The organism is Cellulosimicrobium cellulans, assembly GCF_001722485.1.
Lineage (GTDB): Bacteria > Actinomycetota > Actinomycetes > Actinomycetales > Cellulomonadaceae > Cellulosimicrobium > Cellulosimicrobium cellulans_A.
Window position 1 is genome coordinate 1 of record NZ_LWGL01000068.1, and the last position, 16,821, is coordinate 16,821.

At 74.1% G+C, this 16,821-nt stretch carries 15 protein-coding genes; 5 read left to right on the plus strand and 10 right to left on the minus strand.

All coding sequences use genetic code 11. From position 1 onward, the window contains the following. Positions 1-156: 156 nt before the first annotated feature. On the minus strand, positions 157-1,122 hold the full coding sequence (locus JZ5iCDA_RS09325) for an NAD(P)-dependent alcohol dehydrogenase (RefSeq protein ID WP_069386923.1): 966 nt from the start codon (positions 1,120-1,122) through the stop codon (positions 157-159). 103 nt (positions 1,123-1,225) lie between these two features. Between JZ5iCDA_RS09325 and JZ5iCDA_RS09330 the strand changes: the two genes are divergently transcribed. Beyond that, positions 1,226-1,933, plus strand: a complete 708-nt coding sequence (locus JZ5iCDA_RS09330; RefSeq protein ID WP_069386924.1) for a TetR/AcrR family transcriptional regulator — start codon at positions 1,226-1,228, stop codon at positions 1,931-1,933. On the opposite strand, the gene JZ5iCDA_RS09335 is transcribed toward JZ5iCDA_RS09330, so the two are convergent. From JZ5iCDA_RS09335 to JZ5iCDA_RS09345, 3 genes are all read right to left on the minus strand, one after another. After that, positions 1,902-2,234 (minus strand): cupin, encoded by a 333-nt coding sequence (locus JZ5iCDA_RS09335; RefSeq protein ID WP_069386925.1) that lies wholly within the window; start codon positions 2,232-2,234, stop codon positions 1,902-1,904. The two genes, JZ5iCDA_RS09330 and JZ5iCDA_RS09335, sit on opposite strands and share 32 nt — an antisense overlap. Positions 2,235-2,313: 79 nt before the next feature. Next, entirely contained in the window at positions 2,314-3,264 is a 951-nt protein-coding gene (locus JZ5iCDA_RS09340) for a universal stress protein (RefSeq protein WP_069386926.1), read from the minus strand. A 57-nt stretch (positions 3,265-3,321) separates the two neighbouring features. Beyond that, positions 3,322-3,984 carry a hypothetical protein gene (locus JZ5iCDA_RS09345; RefSeq protein ID WP_253182031.1) on the minus strand — a complete coding sequence of 221 codons (663 nt, stop codon included), beginning with the start codon at positions 3,982-3,984 and terminating at the stop codon, positions 3,322-3,324. Positions 3,985-4,254: 270 nt separating this feature from the next. On the opposite strand from JZ5iCDA_RS09345, the gene JZ5iCDA_RS09350 reads away from it, so the two are divergent. Next, a complete protein-coding gene (locus tag JZ5iCDA_RS09350) occupies positions 4,255-6,822 on the plus strand; it encodes an ATP-dependent Clp protease ATP-binding subunit (protein ID WP_069386927.1) in 2,568 nt (855 codons plus the stop codon). 115 nt (positions 6,823-6,937) lie between these two features. Next, positions 6,938-7,783 carry a putative protein N(5)-glutamine methyltransferase gene (locus JZ5iCDA_RS09355; RefSeq protein ID WP_069386928.1) on the plus strand — a complete coding sequence of 282 codons (846 nt, stop codon included), beginning with the start codon at positions 6,938-6,940 and terminating at the stop codon, positions 7,781-7,783. Positions 7,784-7,790: 7 nt separating this feature from the next. On the opposite strand, the gene JZ5iCDA_RS09360 is transcribed toward JZ5iCDA_RS09355, so the two are convergent. Then, entirely contained in the window at positions 7,791-8,438 is a 648-nt protein-coding gene (locus JZ5iCDA_RS09360; RefSeq protein ID WP_069386929.1) for a uridine kinase family protein, read from the minus strand. Positions 8,439-8,494: 56 nt separating this feature from the next. On the opposite strand from JZ5iCDA_RS09360, the gene JZ5iCDA_RS09365 reads away from it, so the two are divergent. After that, positions 8,495-9,121, plus strand: coding sequence for an NUDIX hydrolase (locus JZ5iCDA_RS09365; protein WP_069386930.1), 627 nt, complete (start codon positions 8,495-8,497; stop codon positions 9,119-9,121). On the opposite strand, the gene uxaC is transcribed toward JZ5iCDA_RS09365, so the two are convergent. The 5 genes from uxaC to JZ5iCDA_RS09390 all read right to left on the minus strand — a co-directional run bounded on the left by uxaC (position 9,103) and on the right by JZ5iCDA_RS09390 (position 16,415). Further along, entirely contained in the window at positions 9,103-10,587 is a 1,485-nt protein-coding gene (uxaC, locus tag JZ5iCDA_RS09370) for a glucuronate isomerase (protein WP_069386931.1), read from the minus strand. The two genes, JZ5iCDA_RS09365 and uxaC, sit on opposite strands and share 19 nt — an antisense overlap. 188 nt (positions 10,588-10,775) lie before the next feature. Continuing rightward, positions 10,776-14,021: a family 16 glycoside hydrolase gene (locus JZ5iCDA_RS09375; protein ID WP_253182032.1), complete on the minus strand. Its 3,246-nt coding sequence runs from the start codon at positions 14,019-14,021 to the stop codon at positions 10,776-10,778. Between the two features lie 278 nt (positions 14,022-14,299). Then, on the minus strand, positions 14,300-14,614 hold the full coding sequence (locus tag JZ5iCDA_RS09380; protein WP_069386932.1) for a hypothetical protein: 315 nt from the start codon (positions 14,612-14,614) through the stop codon (positions 14,300-14,302). A 76-nt stretch (positions 14,615-14,690) separates the two neighbouring features. Beyond that, entirely contained in the window at positions 14,691-15,317 is a 627-nt protein-coding gene (locus JZ5iCDA_RS09385; protein ID WP_069386933.1) for a maleylpyruvate isomerase family mycothiol-dependent enzyme, read from the minus strand. Positions 15,318-15,401: 84 nt separating this feature from the next. Beyond that, complete coding sequence (locus JZ5iCDA_RS09390) at positions 15,402-16,415, minus strand: LacI family DNA-binding transcriptional regulator (RefSeq protein WP_069386934.1); 1,014 nt, start codon at positions 16,413-16,415, stop codon at positions 15,402-15,404. Positions 16,416-16,561: 146 nt separating this feature from the next. Between JZ5iCDA_RS09390 and JZ5iCDA_RS09395 the strand changes: the two genes are divergently transcribed. Continuing rightward, positions 16,562-16,821: hypothetical protein (locus tag JZ5iCDA_RS09395; protein ID WP_139123045.1), on the plus strand; the 260-nt coding region annotated here is incomplete at its 3' end.

A 16,821-nucleotide genomic window follows, 5' to 3' on the forward strand; every position in this document is an offset into this window, starting at 1 on the left:
CCGGGGCCGCCGCGGGGGCGTACGGCGGGGCGGCGTGGCGAGGCCTCGCCGTCGGACGCCGGCCGGACTGGCCGGGCGCCGTCGCGGAGGACGTCGTGGCCCTCGCCCTCGCGACGTGGGCCGTGCGCCGCTGACCCTGCCCGGCCTGCCCGGGGCCTACGCGACCCTGACCACGTACTTGCCCCGGACGCCGCCCGCCTCCAGCGCCCGGTGCGCCTCCGCCGTCTGCTCCAGGGGGAAGACCCTGTCCACCGCGGGCCTCAGCGTGCCCTCGACGACGTGGTGCGCGAGCGCGTCGAGGTCCGCCCGCTGCGGGTTGCCGCTGAAGAAGCGCACCCGTCCGCGCCCGTGGACCGCGCTGGCCGCGAGGGCGCCGAGCCAGGCCGCGGGCCGTCCCAGGTCGACGGCGATGGTGACCATGCGTCCGCCGGGAGCCAGCAGGCGCCGGTAGGCCCGCAGGTCGGTGCCGACGGCGTCCAGGACGACGTCGAAGCGGCCCAGGTCCTGCGGCCGGACGCCCCGGTGGTCGACGGCGTGGTGCGCCCCGAGCCCGCGCACGAAGTCGAGGTTGGCGGCGCGGGCGAGGGCCGTCACCTCGGCTCCGTACGCCCGGCCGAGCTGGACGGCGGCGCTGCCGACGCCGCCCGCAGCGCCCCGCACGAGGAGCCGTTCGCCGGGTCGCAGCCCGGCCTTGTCGCGCAGGGCGGTGACGGCCGTGGTGGCCACCGGGAGGGCCGCGGCCTCCACGAGGTCCAGCCGGTCGGGGACCAGCCCGACCCGCTCGGCCGGCACGGTCACGTACTCGGCGGCGCTGCCGAACCCCGACGCGCGGCCGAGGACTCCCCACACGCGGTCGCCGACGGCAAGCCCCGCGACGCCGGCGCCCAGGGCGGCGACCTCGCCGGTGAGGTCCAGGCCGACGCGCTGGGGGAACCGCCGGCCGCTCAGGAGGCGCAGACGACCGGCCCGGGCGGCCAGCTCGCTGCCGTTGACGCTGAACGCGCGCACGCGCACCAGGACCTCGCCGGCGGACGGCTCGGGTCGTGGCGCCCGGCCCGCGTAGAGCACCTCGGGTCCGCCGTAGCGGTCGTAGAGCACTGCCGTCATCGTGCCGTCGTCCATCGTCCTGCCTTCGCCGTCGGTCGTCGTCCGGGAACCGACGCCGACGGTAGGCTCACAAACGGACGCGGTCGTCCGTTTCAGGCGGAAGCGAGAAGGAGTGACGGTGGGATCCTCTCGGATCGGCGCAGGGGACGGCGTGCGCGCGGACGCCCGCCGCAACCGGGAGCGCCTCCTCGCCGCCGCCCGCGCGGTCTTCGCGGAGCACGGGATCGACGCCCCGATGGCGACGGTGGCCCGTCGCGCCGGGGTCGGCGTGGCGACGCTGTACCGGCACTTCCCGACCCGGGACGACCTGGTGCGGAGCGCGTTCGCGGAGCAGATGGACACCTGCGTGCGCGCGCTCACCGACGCCCTGGCCGACCCCGACCCGTGGCGGGGGCTCCAGCAGCTGGTCGAGACGGTGTGCATGCTGCAGCGGGAGGAGCGCGGGTTCCCGGCCGCCTTCCTCACGGCCTTCCCCGGCAGCGCGTCGGACCACGCGCAGGCTCGGCGACGAGCCGAGCGGGACGTCGCGACCCTGGTGCGCCGGGCGCAGGAGGCGGGGGCGCTGCGGGCCGACTTCCACCCGTCCGACCTCGCCGTGGTCCTGCTCGCGCACTGCGGCCTGGTGAACGCCCTCCCGGACGACGGCGCGGCGTCGCGACGCCTGGTCGCCTACCTGCTCCAGTCGTTCCGCGCCGACACGGCCGACACGGCCGGCCGGCCGCTGCCCCCGCCGTCCGCGCTCACGCTGGGCGGCCTCCCGGTGGCGGTCGGCGGCCCCGCGTCCGCAACCGGGTCTAGGGGTTCGGGACGCTCGTCACGGTCGTGAGGAGGAATGCGCAGTCCTCGAGCGCCGTCACGGCGTGCCGCTCGTGCGTGAGGACGCGCAGCTCGCCCGCGCCCAGCTCCGTGTCGCCCTCGTCGAGCGCGGTCACGCGCACCCGCCCGCGCAGCACCTGGATCGACGCCGCGGGCGGCGAGTTGTGCTCGCCGAGCTCGACGCCCGCCACGAGGGCGATGACGGACTGGCGCAGCGGGCCGTCGTGCACCACGACCTCCGTGCTGCGGCCGTTCGCGGCGGCGCGGGCGTCGGTGAGGTGCGCGTCGGTGAGGAGGTCGACGTTCGTCATGGGCAGGCTCCGACCTGTCGGGGAGTCCCATCCTGCCGCGTGGCGCCGGACGCCGCGCGGTCGGCGACGGTCGGCGGGATCAGGCCTCGGCGTCGGTCTCGGTGGTGGCCTGAGCCGCGTCGGCGTCGCCCCGGACGGGCGCGTGCCGCGCCTCCGGCGGGCGGATCACGGTCACCGGGCAGTGCGCGTATTCCACCGCGTGCCGGCTGACCGAGCCCAGCAGGAGACGGTCGAAGCCGCCGACGCCGCGGTGGCCCAGCACGAGGCGGTCCGCGTGCGACGACGCCTCGATGACGCCCTTGGCCGCCTGCACGTGCCGGACGGTGTGCACGACGCGGTCCTCCGGGAGGTCGACGTCCGCGGCGGCGATCGCCGCGTCGAGCTTCGTCGCCGCGAACGCGGCGTAGTCGTCCAGGGGCGGCGCCCATCCCCACGAGTCGGGCAGCGGTGCGAGGGAGACGATCTGCCAGCAGAACAGTGCCTCGAGGGTCGCGCCGGTGCGGCGCGCGACCGCCGCGGCGTGGCGCAGCGCGTGCACGGACGTCGCGGAACCGTCGACGCCGACGACGACCGGCGCCCCCGGGGCGGGCCGCGAGCCGCGGACGACGGTCACCGGCACGGTCGCGTGCTGCACGAGCGCCGACGACACCGAGCCCAGCACCGCACGGCTCAGGCGTCCGCGCCCGCAGCGGCCGACGACGAGCACGTCGGCCCGGGCGTCCTCGCGCTCGGCCAGGGCGAGCAACGCCGTCGAGGGCCGGCCGCGCACCTCGGTGGCCACGGTCTCGACGTCCTGGGCGCTCAGGCCGGTGCGCGCACGCGCGGCCTCCACCCATGCCTCGACGGCGGCGAGCCGACGCTGCGCACGAGCCTCCTCGTCACCGGTGTCGTCGTGCCCGTGATGACGCCCGGGGTCCCAGGCCAGCACGGCGGTCACCCGGGCGCGGCGGCCCGCCGCCTCGCGCAGCGACCAGTCGAGCGCCTCCTCCGACCACTGCGACCCGTCCACGCCGACGACCACGTCGCCCATCTCGCCACCTCCAGGAGTGTCCCTCGATCAGGAGTGCGTTCCTCGACGTCCCGGTCGCTAGTGCTCCGGCCGTCCGTCGTCCAGCAGGATGGCGCGCAGCGGCGCCGTCACGACGTCGACCTGCTCCAGGAGGCCCGCCGGCCCGGCCGCGACGACCGCGCGCTCGCCGACGACGACGAGGACCGCGCCGCGGTCGCGCACGGCCGCCCGCACGCAGGGGCGGGCGACGCCGTCGACCTCGAACGTCGTGCGCTCCAGCGGTGCCGCGTCGACCTCCTCGACGATGGCGCGCATCGCGGCGCGGTACTCCTGGTAGGAGTCGAGGAAGTCGTCGTCGCTCTCCCCGTGGAGCGGGGCGGCGAGCGCGCCCCCGAGCGCGGTGCGGACGATCTCCTCGGCGAGCTCGTCGGAGGGCACGACGCGCAGCGTCTCGACGTCGAGCGTCTCGCCCGCGTACGACACGTAGGAGCGCAGGAAGCGCTCGTCCGTGGGGTCGTGCGTGCCGTCGCCGACGCCGGTGAGGGTCTCCTCGTCGAGGTCGAGGCCCCACGTCAGGGGGTCGGCGACCTCGGCGACGTGCCCCTGGAAGCGGTCGACCACCTGCTCCCAGGAGGCGGGGGTGCCGGGCGCGCGGTGGCGGCCGGCGCGAGGGTCGTCGTCGTGCCGGGGGGCCGGGTCCTCGGGGTGCTGCTCCGGCGGGTGCTGCTCCGGTCGGGACATCGGGATCGTCCACCCTCCTGCCGACCGTGGGGTGCGGCACTCCCGAGCCTGCCGCCACCGCGGTCCCCGGTCAACGGTGCGACGGGCGTGTCGACCGCCGGACGTGCGCGCGCGGCCGGCGCGAGGTCACGGCACGAGCCCTCTTTCACGCCCCTGGCGAACAACGGCATATGGGGGCGGTGCGCCTCGTTGGGAGCACATAGAGTCAATGCGGTCAGGCTGTACCCGTCGTCCGACGGGCAGGTGTACGCCGCTCGTGAGGAGCAGCACATGTTCGAGAGATTCACAGACCGAGCCCGTCGGGTCGTCGTCCTCGCCCAGGAAGAGGCGCGGATGCTCAACCACAACTACATCGGCACCGAGCACATCCTGCTCGGCCTCATCCACGAGGGCGAGGGTGTCGCGGCCAAGGCCCTGGAGTCCCTCGGGATCTCCCTGGACGGCGTCCGCACCCAGGTGACGGAGATCATCGGCGAGGGCCAGCAGGCCCCGAGCGGGCACATCCCGTTCACGCCGCGCGCCAAGAAGGTGCTGGAGCTGTCGCTGCGCGAGGCGCTGCAGCTCGGCCACAACTACATCGGCACCGAGCACATCCTGCTCGGCCTCATCCGTGAGGGCGAGGGCGTGGCCGCCCAGGTCCTGACGAAGATGGGCGCCGACCTCAACAAGGTGCGCCAGCAGGTCATCCAGCTGCTGTCGGGCTACCAGGGCAAGGAGCCGGTCTCGGCCGGCGGCCCCGCCGAGGGCCAGCCGTCGGGCTCGGCCGTCCTCGACCAGTTCGGGCGCAACCTCACCCAGGCCGCCCGCGAGGGCAAGCTCGACCCGGTGATCGGGCGCAGCCTCGAGATCGAGCGCGTCATGCAGGTGCTGTCGCGCCGCACGAAGAACAACCCCGTCCTCATCGGCGAGCCCGGCGTCGGCAAGACGGCCGTCGTCGAGGGGCTCGCGCAGGACATCGTGCGCGGCGACGTGCCCGAGACGCTCAAGGACAAGCAGCTCTACACGCTGGACCTGGGCGCCCTCGTGGCCGGCTCGCGCTACCGCGGTGACTTCGAGGAGCGCCTGAAGAAGGTGCTCAAGGAGATCCGCACGCGCGGCGACATCATCCTGTTCATCGACGAGATCCACACGCTCGTCGGCGCCGGCGCGGCCGAGGGCGCGATCGACGCGGCGAGCATCCTCAAGCCGATGCTCGCGCGCGGCGAGCTGCAGACCATCGGCGCGACGACGCTCGACGAGTACCGCAAGCACGTCGAGAAGGACCCGGCCCTGGAGCGCCGCTTCCAGCCGATCCAGGTCGCCGAGCCGTCGCTCAACCACGCGATCGAGATCCTCAAGGGCCTGCGCGACCGCTACGAGGCGCACCACCGCGTGTCCATCACGGACTCCGCGCTCGTCTCCGCGGCCACGCTCGCCGACCGCTACATCAACGACCGCTTCCTGCCGGACAAGGCGATCGACCTCATCGACGAGGCGGGCGCGCGCCTGCGCATCCGCCGCATGACGGCCCCGCCGGAGCTCAAGGAGCTCGACGAGGAGATCGCCGAGGCGCGTCGCGAGAAGGAGTCCGCGATCGACGCGCAGGACTTCGAGAAGGCCGCGCGCCTGCGCGACACCGAGAAGCAGCTCGGTGCCAAGCGGGCCGACAAGGAGAAGGCCTGGAAGTCCGGCGACCTCGACACGGTCGCGGAGGTCGACGAGGAGCTGATCGCCGAGGTCCTCGCCATGGCGACCGGCATCCCGGTGTTCAAGCTCACCGAGGAGGAGTCCAGCCGCCTGCTCCACATGGAGGACGAGCTGCACAAGCGCGTCGTCGGCCAGGAGGCCGCGATCAAGGCGCTGTCGCAGGCCATCCGCCGTACGCGTGCGGGTCTCAAGGACCCCAAGCGCCCCGGTGGGTCGTTCATCTTCGCCGGCCCGACGGGCGTCGGGAAGACCGAGCTGGCCAAGGCGCTCGCCGAGTTCCTCTTCGGGGACGAGGACGCGCTCATCCAGCTCGACATGTCGGAGTTCTCCGAGAAGCACACGGTCTCGCGGCTGTTCGGCTCGCCCCCCGGCTACGTCGGGTACGACGAGGGCGGTCAGCTCACGGAGAAGGTGCGGCGCAAGCCGTTCTCGGTCGTGCTGTTCGACGAGGTGGAGAAGGCCCACGCGGACATCTTCAACTCGCTCCTGCAGATCCTCGAGGACGGTCGCCTGACCGACTCGCAGGGCCGGGTCGTGGACTTCAAGAACACCGTCATCATCATGACGACCAACCTCGGCACGCGGGACATCGCCAAGGGCGTCCAGACCGGCTTCAACGCCGGCGGCGACCTGGTGACGTCGTACGAGCGCATGAAGGCGAAGGTCAACGAGGAGCTCAAGCAGCACTTCCGCCCCGAGTTCCTCAACCGCGTCGACGACGTGGTGGTCTTCCCGCAGCTCTCGCAGGACGAGATCATCCAGATCGTCGACCTGATGATCGCCCGCCTCGACACGCGGCTGCGCGACAAGGACATGGGCATCGAGCTCACCCCGGCGGCGAAGGTCCTGCTCGCCGAGAAGGGCTACGACCCGGTCCTCGGTGCTCGTCCGCTGCGTCGCGCGATCCAGCGCGACATCGAGGACGCGCTGTCCGAGAAGATCCTGTTCGGCGAGCTCAAGGCCGGCGAGATCGTCCTGGTCGACGCCGAGGGCGAGGGCCTGCTCGGCGAGTTCACCTTCCGCGGGGTCCCCAAGGGCGACCACGACCGCGGCCCGGTGAGCGTCGGCGCGGCCGCTGCCCTGGACGCCCCGACCGGCGTCTCGGTGCGCGACCTGCCCCCGACGGGCGAGCTGCAGGCCGGCGCTGAGTGAGCCGTCGGTGACGCGCTCCTGACGGCACGGCCTGACACCACGACGGCCCCGGTCCTCCTGCGGGAGGGCCGGGGCCGTCGTCGTGCCCGGACGGCCACGCCGCTACGGTGAGGCTGTGCCGCCGCCCTCGTCCGCCCTCGTCGCCCGCCTGCGGGCCGCCGGGTGCGTGTTCGCCGAGGACGAGGCCGCGCTGCTCGAGCAGGAGGCCGCCGGGGACCGGGAGCGGCTGGAAGAGCTCGCCGCGCGTCGCGTCGGCGGCGAGCCGCTCGAGCACGTGCTCGGCTGGGCGGAGCTGCGTGGCGTGCGCGTCCGCGTCGACCCCGGGGTGTTCGTGCCGCGGCAGCGGACCGGGCTGCTCGTCGAGGAGGCGACGCGGCTCGTCCGGCGGCGTGAACCCGGTGCGGACGCGGGAGGCGACGGGCCGCTCGTCGTCGTGGACCTGTGCTGCGGCTCGGGCGCGCTCGGGCTCGTCCTCGCGACAGAGCTCGCCGGGACCGGGGCGTACGGCGTGCCGCGCGTCGAGCTGCACGCGGCGGACGTCGACCCGGCGGCGGTCGCGTGCGCGGCGCACAACGTCGCGCGCGTCGGTGGACGCGCCCACGAGGGCGACCTGTTCGACGCCCTCCCGTCCGCGCTGCGCGGGCGCGTCGACGTGCTGCTCGCCAACGTCCCGTACGTACCGACCGACGCGATCGCCTCGCTGCCGCCCGAGGCCCGCGACCACGAGGCCCGGGTCGCGCTCGACGGCGGCTCCGACGGGCTCGACGTGCTGCGCCGTGTCGCGGCGGGGGCGGCGTCGTGGCTCGCTGCCGGCGGGCACCTCCTCACCGAGGTGAGCGAGGGCCAGGTCGCCGCCGTCGTCGACGTCCTGCGCGGCGCGGGCCTCGACGTCCGGGTCGTGCGCGACGACGAGATCGGCGCGACGGGCGTCGTCGGGACCGCGGCCGCTCGCTCCTCGTGACGGGCCGTCAGCGCAGCAGCGCGCGAATCTCCTTCTCCGCCCGCTCGGGCGACAACGCGCGGCAGCCGAGCGAGACCCAGTGCCCGACGAGGCGCGGCTCCTCGCGCAGCAGGGCCCAGCCGCGCCGCACGAGCGTCAGCGGCGGCTTGCGCATCTCGGCGAGGTCACGCAGCAGGCGGAACCAGAACGTGACGACGCGCTGGCGGCGCAGGCAGATCGCGTCGGCGAGCACGTCGTGCTCGCGGCAGGCCGCGACGATCTCGGCGGCGAAGATGCCCTCGGCGAGCACGACCCGGGAACCGGTCACGTCGACGTGCGTCGTCCCGGTGCGGCGCGACGTCGGGATGTCGTAGACCGGCACGTCGGTGTGGCCGGTGCGGGCGAGCTCGACGAGCGCCGCGACCGCGCCGTCCGCGTCCCAGCTGCGCGGGTCGTCCCAGTCGACGATGCCGAAGCGCCGCGGCAGGCCCGGGTGGTCGTGGTCGAGGTAGAAGTCGTCGAGCTCGACGACGGGCAGGCCGAGGCGGCGCGTGAGCGACGTCTTGCCCGAGCCGGACGCCCCGGTGAGGAGCACCACGCGCGTGGGCACCTCGCGCGAGCCGGGCGGGAGGTCGAACAGCGCCTGGTCGTCGGGCGCGGGGGAGGGGTCGCTCACGGGTCACCATTGTCGCAGCGGGCGGCGCACCCCGCCGCCGCCCGTAGGCTGCCCCGGTGACGACCGCCCTCCTCGCCGCCGACGCCCTGGACCGCCTCGCCCGCTGGCTTCCGGCCGACCTCGCGCAGGCGGACCTCGCCGCGCAGTACGTGGCGTTCCTGCGCGGCGACGCGCCGGACGCGCCCGCCCGGGCCGAGGCGGTCGCCCGCGCCGGCGGCCCGGAGCACCTCACCGCGAGCTGCTTCGTCCTGTCGCCCGACCTCGGCCGGGTGCTGCTGTGCTACCACCGCAAGGGCCGGTTCTGGGTGCAGGTCGGCGGGCACGTCGAGCCGGGCGACGCGACGCTGCCCGGCGCCGCCCTGCGCGAGGCGCGCGAGGAGAGCGGCCTCGCCGACCTCCGGCCGTTCGAGCCGGAGGACCGCGCGCTCCCGGTCGACGTCCACCGGCACGAGCTCGACGCCGCGTTCGGCCGGTGCCGCGCCCACCGCGACGTCGGCTTCGTCGCCTTCGCCGACCCGCTGGCCCCGACCGCGGTGAGCGACGAGAGCGAGGACGTCGCGTGGTTCGCCGTGGACGACCTGCCCGCCGGGACGCCGCCGGACTTCCCGCAGCGCCTGGCGACCGTCCTCGCGGAGGTGCGGCACCGCCGTCGGGCCGCGGGGACTCAGCCGAGCGGCGGGTAGGACGCCCGCGGCAGGTGGTAGGCGAGGTCGACGGCCGTCTCCACCGCCTCGTCGAGGTCCAGCCGGTGCTCCGCGACGAGACGGGCGAGGTGCCCGGCGTCGATCCGGCGCGCCAGGTCGTGGCGGGCGGGGATCGAGCAGAACGCGCGCGTGTCGTCCACGAAGCCGCTCGTGTTGTAGAAGCCGGCGGTGTCGGTGACGGCCTCGCGGAAGCGCCGCATGCCGTCGGGGGTGTCGAGGAACCACCACGGCGCACCGAGGCGCAGGGCGGGGTAGACGCCCGCGAGCGGCGCGAGCTCGCGCGAGAACGACGTCTCGTCCACGGTGAACGCGATCATCCGGAACCGCGGGTGGTGCCCGAACGCCTCGAGCACCGGCCGCAGCGACCGGACGTAGTCCGTCCGCTCCGGGATGTCGTAGCCCTTGTCCGGGCCGTAGGCGCGCACGATCCCGTCGCAGTGGTCGCGCAGCACGCCCGGGTGGAGCTGCATGACGAGCCCGTCGTCGGCCGACATCGCGGCCATCTCGAACAGCATGTGCGCGGAGAACGCGCTGGCCTCGGCGCCCGTGACCTCCCCGCGCAGCGCGGCGTCGAGGATCCGGGACGCGTCCGCGTCGTCGAGCGGCGTCGTGTCGGCGGACCGGTGGCCGTGGTCGGTCGCGCGCGCGCCCGCGGCGACGAACGCGGCGCGGCGCTCGCGCAGCGCCGCGAGGTAGCTGCGGTAGTCGACGACGTCGATCCCCGCCGCCGCGCCGAGCTCCGCCACCTGGGCGGTCCAGTCGGCGCGGTCGACGTGCAGGAGCGGGTCGGGCCGGAACGTGGGCACGACGCGCTGGCCCCAGCCGTCGGCGGCGAGGCGCGCGTGGTCGGCGAGCGGGGACTGCGCGGGGTCCGTCGTCGCGAGGATCTCCAGCCCGAAGCGCTCGAACAGCGCGCGCGGCCGGTACTCGGGCCGGGCGAGGCGGTCGACGAGGTGGTCGTACAGCGCGTCGGCCGTCTCGGCGGACGGGGCGACGGGCGCGCCGAAGACCTCGACGAGGGCGTGCTCGAGCCAGTAGCGCGTCGGCGTCCCCCGGTACAGGCGCCAGCCGGCGCAGAACCGGCGCCAGATCTCGCGCGGGTCGGTCTCGGCCGGGGCGGTCCCGGCGGGTGCGCCGGGCAGGGGCGCGACCCCGAGGCTGTGGACACCGCGCACGCCCGGGGCGCCGTGCGGCGACGTGCTCTGCGCGACGAGCATGCGCACGAGGTAGTGGTCGGGCGTGATGAACAGCCCGGCGGGGTCGCCGAACGGTGCGTCGTCCGCGAGGAGCGCGGCGTCGACGTGCCCGTGCATCGAGACGACGGGCAGGCCGCGCGTCGCGGCGTAGACCTGCCGCGCGATCGGGCGCAGGACGGGGTCCGCAGGAAGGGCGCGGTCCGGGTGCAGGGACCAGGTCCCGGTCGTCGTCGGGTCACGGTCAGTCATGGTGGTCACAAGTCCTCCCGGCGCATCGTTGCGAACGTTTGCATCCTACGACACCTCTGCTTCTGTGGGGCGTGCCTCGTGCGTGACAATCGTTCGCAAGGCATCCGAGGGATCCGTCGGACGGACGGACGGGCGAGCCCGGGCCCGCCGTTCGCGGACGAGCGGCGGGCCCGGGCGGTGGTGCGGCGTCAGCCGCAGGTCGGCGCGTCGTGCTCCGGTTCCGCCACCGTCTCGCGCGCGTCCCCGGTGTCGGACGGCCGGGCCGTGACCGTCACGGCGTCGGCCACCGGGTCCGCGTCGCGTACCGCGAACGAGTGGTACGCGTTCTTGCCGGGTGCTACGTCCGCGAAGGACCTCGACCCGTACGGCGTCTCGACCTCGACGTCGACCGGGACGGTGTCGTCGTTGGCGACCCGCACGGCGACGTAGGGCTTCCCGGCGAGGCAGCGGGGCTCGGCGACCGCGGAGACGGCCACCTCCTCCTGGGCGTCCTGCGCCGGCAGGCGCTCGATCCAGATGTTGCGGAACCGCGGGTTGAGGCCGGGGTCGCCGTGGTCCTGGAGCTTGATGTGGCCCGCCGTCGGCCCCTCCTCCCGGCCGTTGCCGGTCTTGCCCGCGATCGCGACGTCGTCGTGCACGACCTGGCCGTTCCAGACGAGCGTGAGGCGCGCGTCCTCGGTCTTCGTGCCCGACGCGTCGTAGCGGGCGGCCCGGAACTCGATGTCGTACGTCTGCCACGTGCCCATCGGGGTCGCGGCGTTCACGTCCGGCGCCTTGCGCTGGTAGATCGCGCCCGCCGTGTTGTCCGCCGGCGGGAGGCCGAACGACTCGAGCACCTGGACCTCGTAGCGCTCCTGGATGTAGACGCCGCTGTTGCCGCGGGCCTGGCCCGTCTGGGACGGGTCGTGCTCGGGCTGGTACCACTCGACGTGCATCCGGAAGTCGTCGTACTTCTCCTTCGTGCGGATGTCACCGCCGAACGACTCCATCGAGCCGTCCGCGACCGGCCACGTCGCCGGACCGCCGCCCACGCGCTCCCACGCGTCGAGGTCGCTGCCGTCGAAGAGGACGGTCCGCTCGGTCGGCGTGACGGTGAGCTTGTCCAGGTTGACGTGACCGATGTCGTCGTCGTCGTGCCGGATCGTGATGGTGTTCGCGCCCTCGCGCAGCGGGACCGTCTCGACCTGGGTGGCCCACGTCGACCACTCGACGGTGCTGTCGAACCAGACCTGCTTGAGCTTCTCGCCGTTGACGTACAGGCTCAGGTTCCTGGGCCTCGGCTGCGGGTCGGCGTTCTGCCCGTTGGCGTAGCGGATCGCGAGGTCGTGCATGCCGGCCTCCTCCGCGCGGACGGCGAACGTGGTGGTCGCGCCCGGCTCCCAGTTGCGGTCGACGAACCCGGAGCCCGAGTAGCCGGCGTGGTTGCTGTTCCACCCGGCCCCGCCCGTGATGTCGGCGGCCTCGGCCTCGTACACCGCCGGCGCGGCCGTGCCGTCCGGCAGGCGCGTGAGCGTGTACCAGGCCTCGGTGCTCCACAGCTCCTGGCCGGTCTCGGACGCGAACGGGCGCGGCGAGTGGACGTTGACGACGCGTCCCGGCTCGAGCCCGTCGATCTGGAGCGTCACGGTCGTGCGGTCCTCCGACACCGTCGCCGCGGTGACCTCGAGGTCCTCCTCGTCGACCTTCGGCCCGCCGTACTGCGGGGTCGCGACGTAGCGCCACTGCGAGGCGGTGTACTTCGACGCGAGGTCCTGCGCCGTCTCCTCGGAGAGCGGCTGCGTGTACTCGATCTCGAACCCGCCGTCGACGGCGCGCATCTCGAGCATGTCGAACGCGTGGTTGCCGTCGTAGGTGAGCTTCTGGAGACCGTACGAGAGCTTGCCCGCCTGGCCCCAGTTGCCGGACCACCCGATGCCGCCGACGTAGATCGCGCCGTCCGGCCCGACGCTCGTCCGGCTCACGCCGGACTCGAGCCCCTGCGTCATGCGGAACACCGCGCCCTGCTCGACGCCGCCGACCTCCTCGAGGAACGCGCGCTGCAGGCCGCCGTAGGTCACGTCGCCGATCGCCATCTGCCCGGCGAACACGCCCTCGGTCAGCACGACCGGGTTGCTCGGCGAGTTGGAGATCTCGTTGTGGGGCAGCCACAGCACGGGCTCGGTGACGGGCTGGTCGTCGTACGGGCCGTCGGGGTTCGTGAAGTGGTTGTAGAACGCCCCCTCCTCGACGCGCACGAGCTTCGACGTCGGGGTGCGCACGCCCTGGTTGTCGGTGACGTACATGCCGCCGTCGGCGCCCCAGCCGAGCCCGTTCGGCGTGCGCAGACCGCCCGCGACGTACTCGACCTCGCCGGTGTCCTTCGAGATCTTCATGACCGAGCCGCGGTTCTCCGCGAGCTGCGGGTCGAGGGAGTTGCCGCCCGGGACCATCGCGATGCCGGTCGTGACGTAGAAGTACCCGTCCTCGTACAGGAGGCCGAACGCGAACTCGTGGTAGTTGCCGCCGAACGGCCACGTCGCGATCGTGTCGTACTCGTCGGCGACCTCGTCGCCGTCGGTGTCGACGAGCTTCGTGAGGCCGTGCTTCTCCGACACGTAGAGCGAGCCGTCGACGTACTTGATGCCCATCGGCTCCTGGAGGTCCTCGGCGACCTTCGTGTACGTCACCTCGTCCGCACCGGTCTCGCCGGTGACGTGGTCGACCAGGTACACCTCGCCGAGCTCCGTCAGCCGGTCCCCGCCCCACGTCGAGATCGCGAGCCGGCCGTCCGGGAGCCAGTCCATGCCGGTGACCTGCGGCTCGAAGCCCTCGGGGCGCAGGTCGGTCAGCGTGTAGTCCGGGTGCACCTCGGTGAGGGGCAGGCCGTCGCCGGGCGCCTCCGTCACGCCCTCGCACTCCTTGCGGCCCGGCGCCGTGACGCGCGTGACGTCGGCGTCCGTGCTGAGCACCGAGTTCGGCACCACCGTGAAGCCCGCCGCGCCCGGCGGACGCCACTCGAGCTTGAGGCGCTGGTCGAAGTCGCCGTCGAAGTGGTCGATGCGCAGCGCGCGGTAGCCGGGCTCGAGGTCGACGGACCCCTCCTTGGGCGTCGCGCCGTGACGACCGGGGTGGTCGACCACGAGCTCGTCGTCGAGCAGCAGGCGGGCCCCGTCGTCGTTCGTGATCCGGAAGTCGTACGTGCCGGCCTCCGGGACGTTGAGGTATCCCGTGACCTCGGTGACGAACCGGTTCGCGATGCCGAAGTCCGCGTCCGTCGTCCAGTCGATCGTCGGCATGATCTTGTCGACGTTGGGCGTCTGCCCGGGCTTGAGCGTGCAGTAGTCGTCGAGGACGACCTGCACGTCGAACACGCGCAGCGTCACGCCGGGCTCCTGCGGCCGGATGTCGTCCTGCGTGACGTCGGCCTGCGCGGTCGTGGTGACCGGGAGCAGCACGGTGAGCGGGAGCGCGAGCGCGGCCGCCGCGGCGACCGACCGTCTGCGCCGGGTCGGCGGGCCGCCCCGCCGTCTGCCGGTGCGTGCGGGAAGGGATGGGGTCGAGCGGGGTTCCATGAGCCTGCCTCTCCGTCGAGGGCCTCGTGTGGTCCGGGTCCCGCGCACGACAGCGCGGGCCATCGCCACTATGGGTGCCTCGGAGGGCGCGGACAACGAGTTGCCACCAGTTGCCCCGACATCGGGTGCGTGGTGGAGCCCGCTCGTCCTGACGGGAGGGCTCAGCCCTTCGGCGGCAGGGCGCGGACCTGCGCCAGGGCGTGGGCGACCAGCTCGGGCAGGTCTTCGGTGTCGGCGCCGACGTCGAAGGAGAGCCAGCCGCGCATCGGGCGGCCGGGCATGGCCTCGCCGGCCCGCGGGTCGTCGGCGACCCACGCCGCGCCGGGGTCCACGCGCACGAGCAGCCCGTCGCCCACGGCGACCGTCATGTGGCCGGCCACGAAGAACGCCAGACCACCGAACATCGATCGCTCGCGGGCGTCCTCGCCCGCCAGGAGCGAGCGCACCCGCTCGGCGAGCTCGAGGTCCACAGCCATGGGCGTAGCCTACGGCGCGCGCGGGGAGCGGGAAGGGCGCACGCCTCCCGGCTGTCGCGGGTCGTGTCGCGCGCCCCTACCGCACGATCCGGCGCCGCAGGACCACGACGCCGTCGCCGACCAGGGAGTCGACCGCTGCGGCACGGCCCGTGACGGAAAGGAGCAGCGCGGCGGCGGACCCGCTGACCGTGGGCCCGGTCCCGTGCTGCCAGTCGATGTCCGTCGCCTCGAAACGGAGACCGTCCACGACACCCTTCGCGACGACGCCGGAAGGGGCCCGCATCACCGCGTCGAGCGCCGTGGCCGCACGATCTTCCGGGATGTCGTACGGAAGGCCGAGCGGCCACCTGATGTCCAGGCCGTGCACGAGCACGTCGGTGAGCGGTGCCTCCGGGCCCTCTCCCGGAGGCGTGAACCGCGAGTCCGCCCTGCGCCGCAGGAGTCCGATGATCTCGTCGTACGGGCGTGCGGCCTGGCGCCGGGTGAGGCGTCGGTTGGCCCGGTCGAAGTCCCCTGCCGCGAGCACCATGGCGAGCGCGAACCGCGCCATGCCGACGTCGAGCGGCATGGTGAGGTGTGCCAGCACGTCGTGCACCGTCCACGCGTCGCACAGGCTCTGCGCCGCGCGTTGTTCCGGGGTGAGGTCGGCGAGCTGGTCCGCAAGTCGTCGGCGCTCGTCCGCGATGGCGGCGAAGGTGTCCACCGCGTCACTCTCCCAGCCCGTCGACGTCGTGACCAGGGACGGTCTCGCTGGCGAGGAGCCCGGGAAGGCTCAGGAGGACACGCTCTAGGCGACCCTCGCCGTCGAGCCACGCTCGACGAGCTTGGCGGGCAGCAGGGTCGGCGAGGTCGCGGGCGTCGTGGGCGCGGACGAGCGCAGCTGCCCCAGCAGCCGCTGGACGGCGAAGGCGCCGAAGTGCCGCAGCGGCGCGGCGACCGTGGTGAGCGGCGGGGTGCAGAAGTCGGAGCCGAAGATGTTGTCGAACCCGACGACGCTCATGTCCCCGGGCACGTCGACGCCGAGGCGCGTCAGCCCGCGCATCACGCCGATCGCGACGAGGTCGTTGTAGGTGATCGTGGCCGTCGCGGGGTGCTTGACGAGCGACTTGGCCGCCGACAGCCCGCCGGCGAGCGTCGGCGCGAACGGCCCGACGCGGCGCGAGCGCAGCCCGTGCTCGTGCGTCGCCTCGCGGAACGCGCGCCAGCGCATCCCGTCGGCCCACGACGCCTCCGGCCCGGCGACGTACGCGAGGCTCGTGTGCCCGAGCTCGGCGAGGTGCTTGACGGCGCGCCGCATCCCCTCGGCGTTGTCGGTGACGACGCTCGGGACGTCCGTCATCACGCGGTTCATGACGACGGTCGGTCGCTGCTTCGCGACGACCCGGATGGAGGAGTCCGAGAGCCGCGACGTCGCGAGCACGAGGCCCTCCACGAGCGGGAGCGTCCGGGCGAGCGCCTGGCGCTCCGCCTCGTCGGATTCCTGGGCGTCGACCACGAGCAGCGTGTACCCGGAGTCGCTCGCGGTCTTCTCCGCGCCGCGGATGATCTCGAAGAAGAACGGGTTGGTCACGTCCGCCACGAGGATCGCGAGCAGCGCGGTCCGGCCGGTGGGCAGCCCGCGCGCGAGCGGGTTCGTGCGGTAGCCGATCTCGTGCGCGACCTGGCGGATGCGTTCCGCCGTCTCCGAGTTGACGCGGCCGGGCCGGGAGAAGGCCCGCGAGACGGTGGACGGCGCGACGCCCGCGGCCCGGGCGACGTCGTAGATCGTGGGGCTGGGCCCCGGGGGGACAGCGTTGTCCATGGGCGGCGACTGTAGCGGGGCGCGGCGCGGACCGACAACCGGTTGTCGTCCGTGTCGTGCCGCTCCGTCCCGCGGCCGGACGTCCGGCGCGCGGCAAGTGGTGGCAACTCCTTGACCCGCCCGCCGGCCGGGCCTCCAATGACGGGGTGATCATGCGCGCACGAGGTCGCACGGCACCCCGCCCGGACGCCGGCACGCTCGTCGAGACGGTGTCGGCCGCGGTCGCCCGGGCCGGCACGGGGGGCAGGGTGGGCGTGTGCTGCACGGGCGACCCGGGGTCCGCCCTGCTGCTCGAGCTCGCGGTCCGCGAGGTCGGCCGGGCGCACGTCGTGGCGCTCGTCGCCCTCGGCCCGGACGCGACGCCGGCACGCCGGTTCGGAGTCGCGCAGGCGGCGCACGCGGCCGG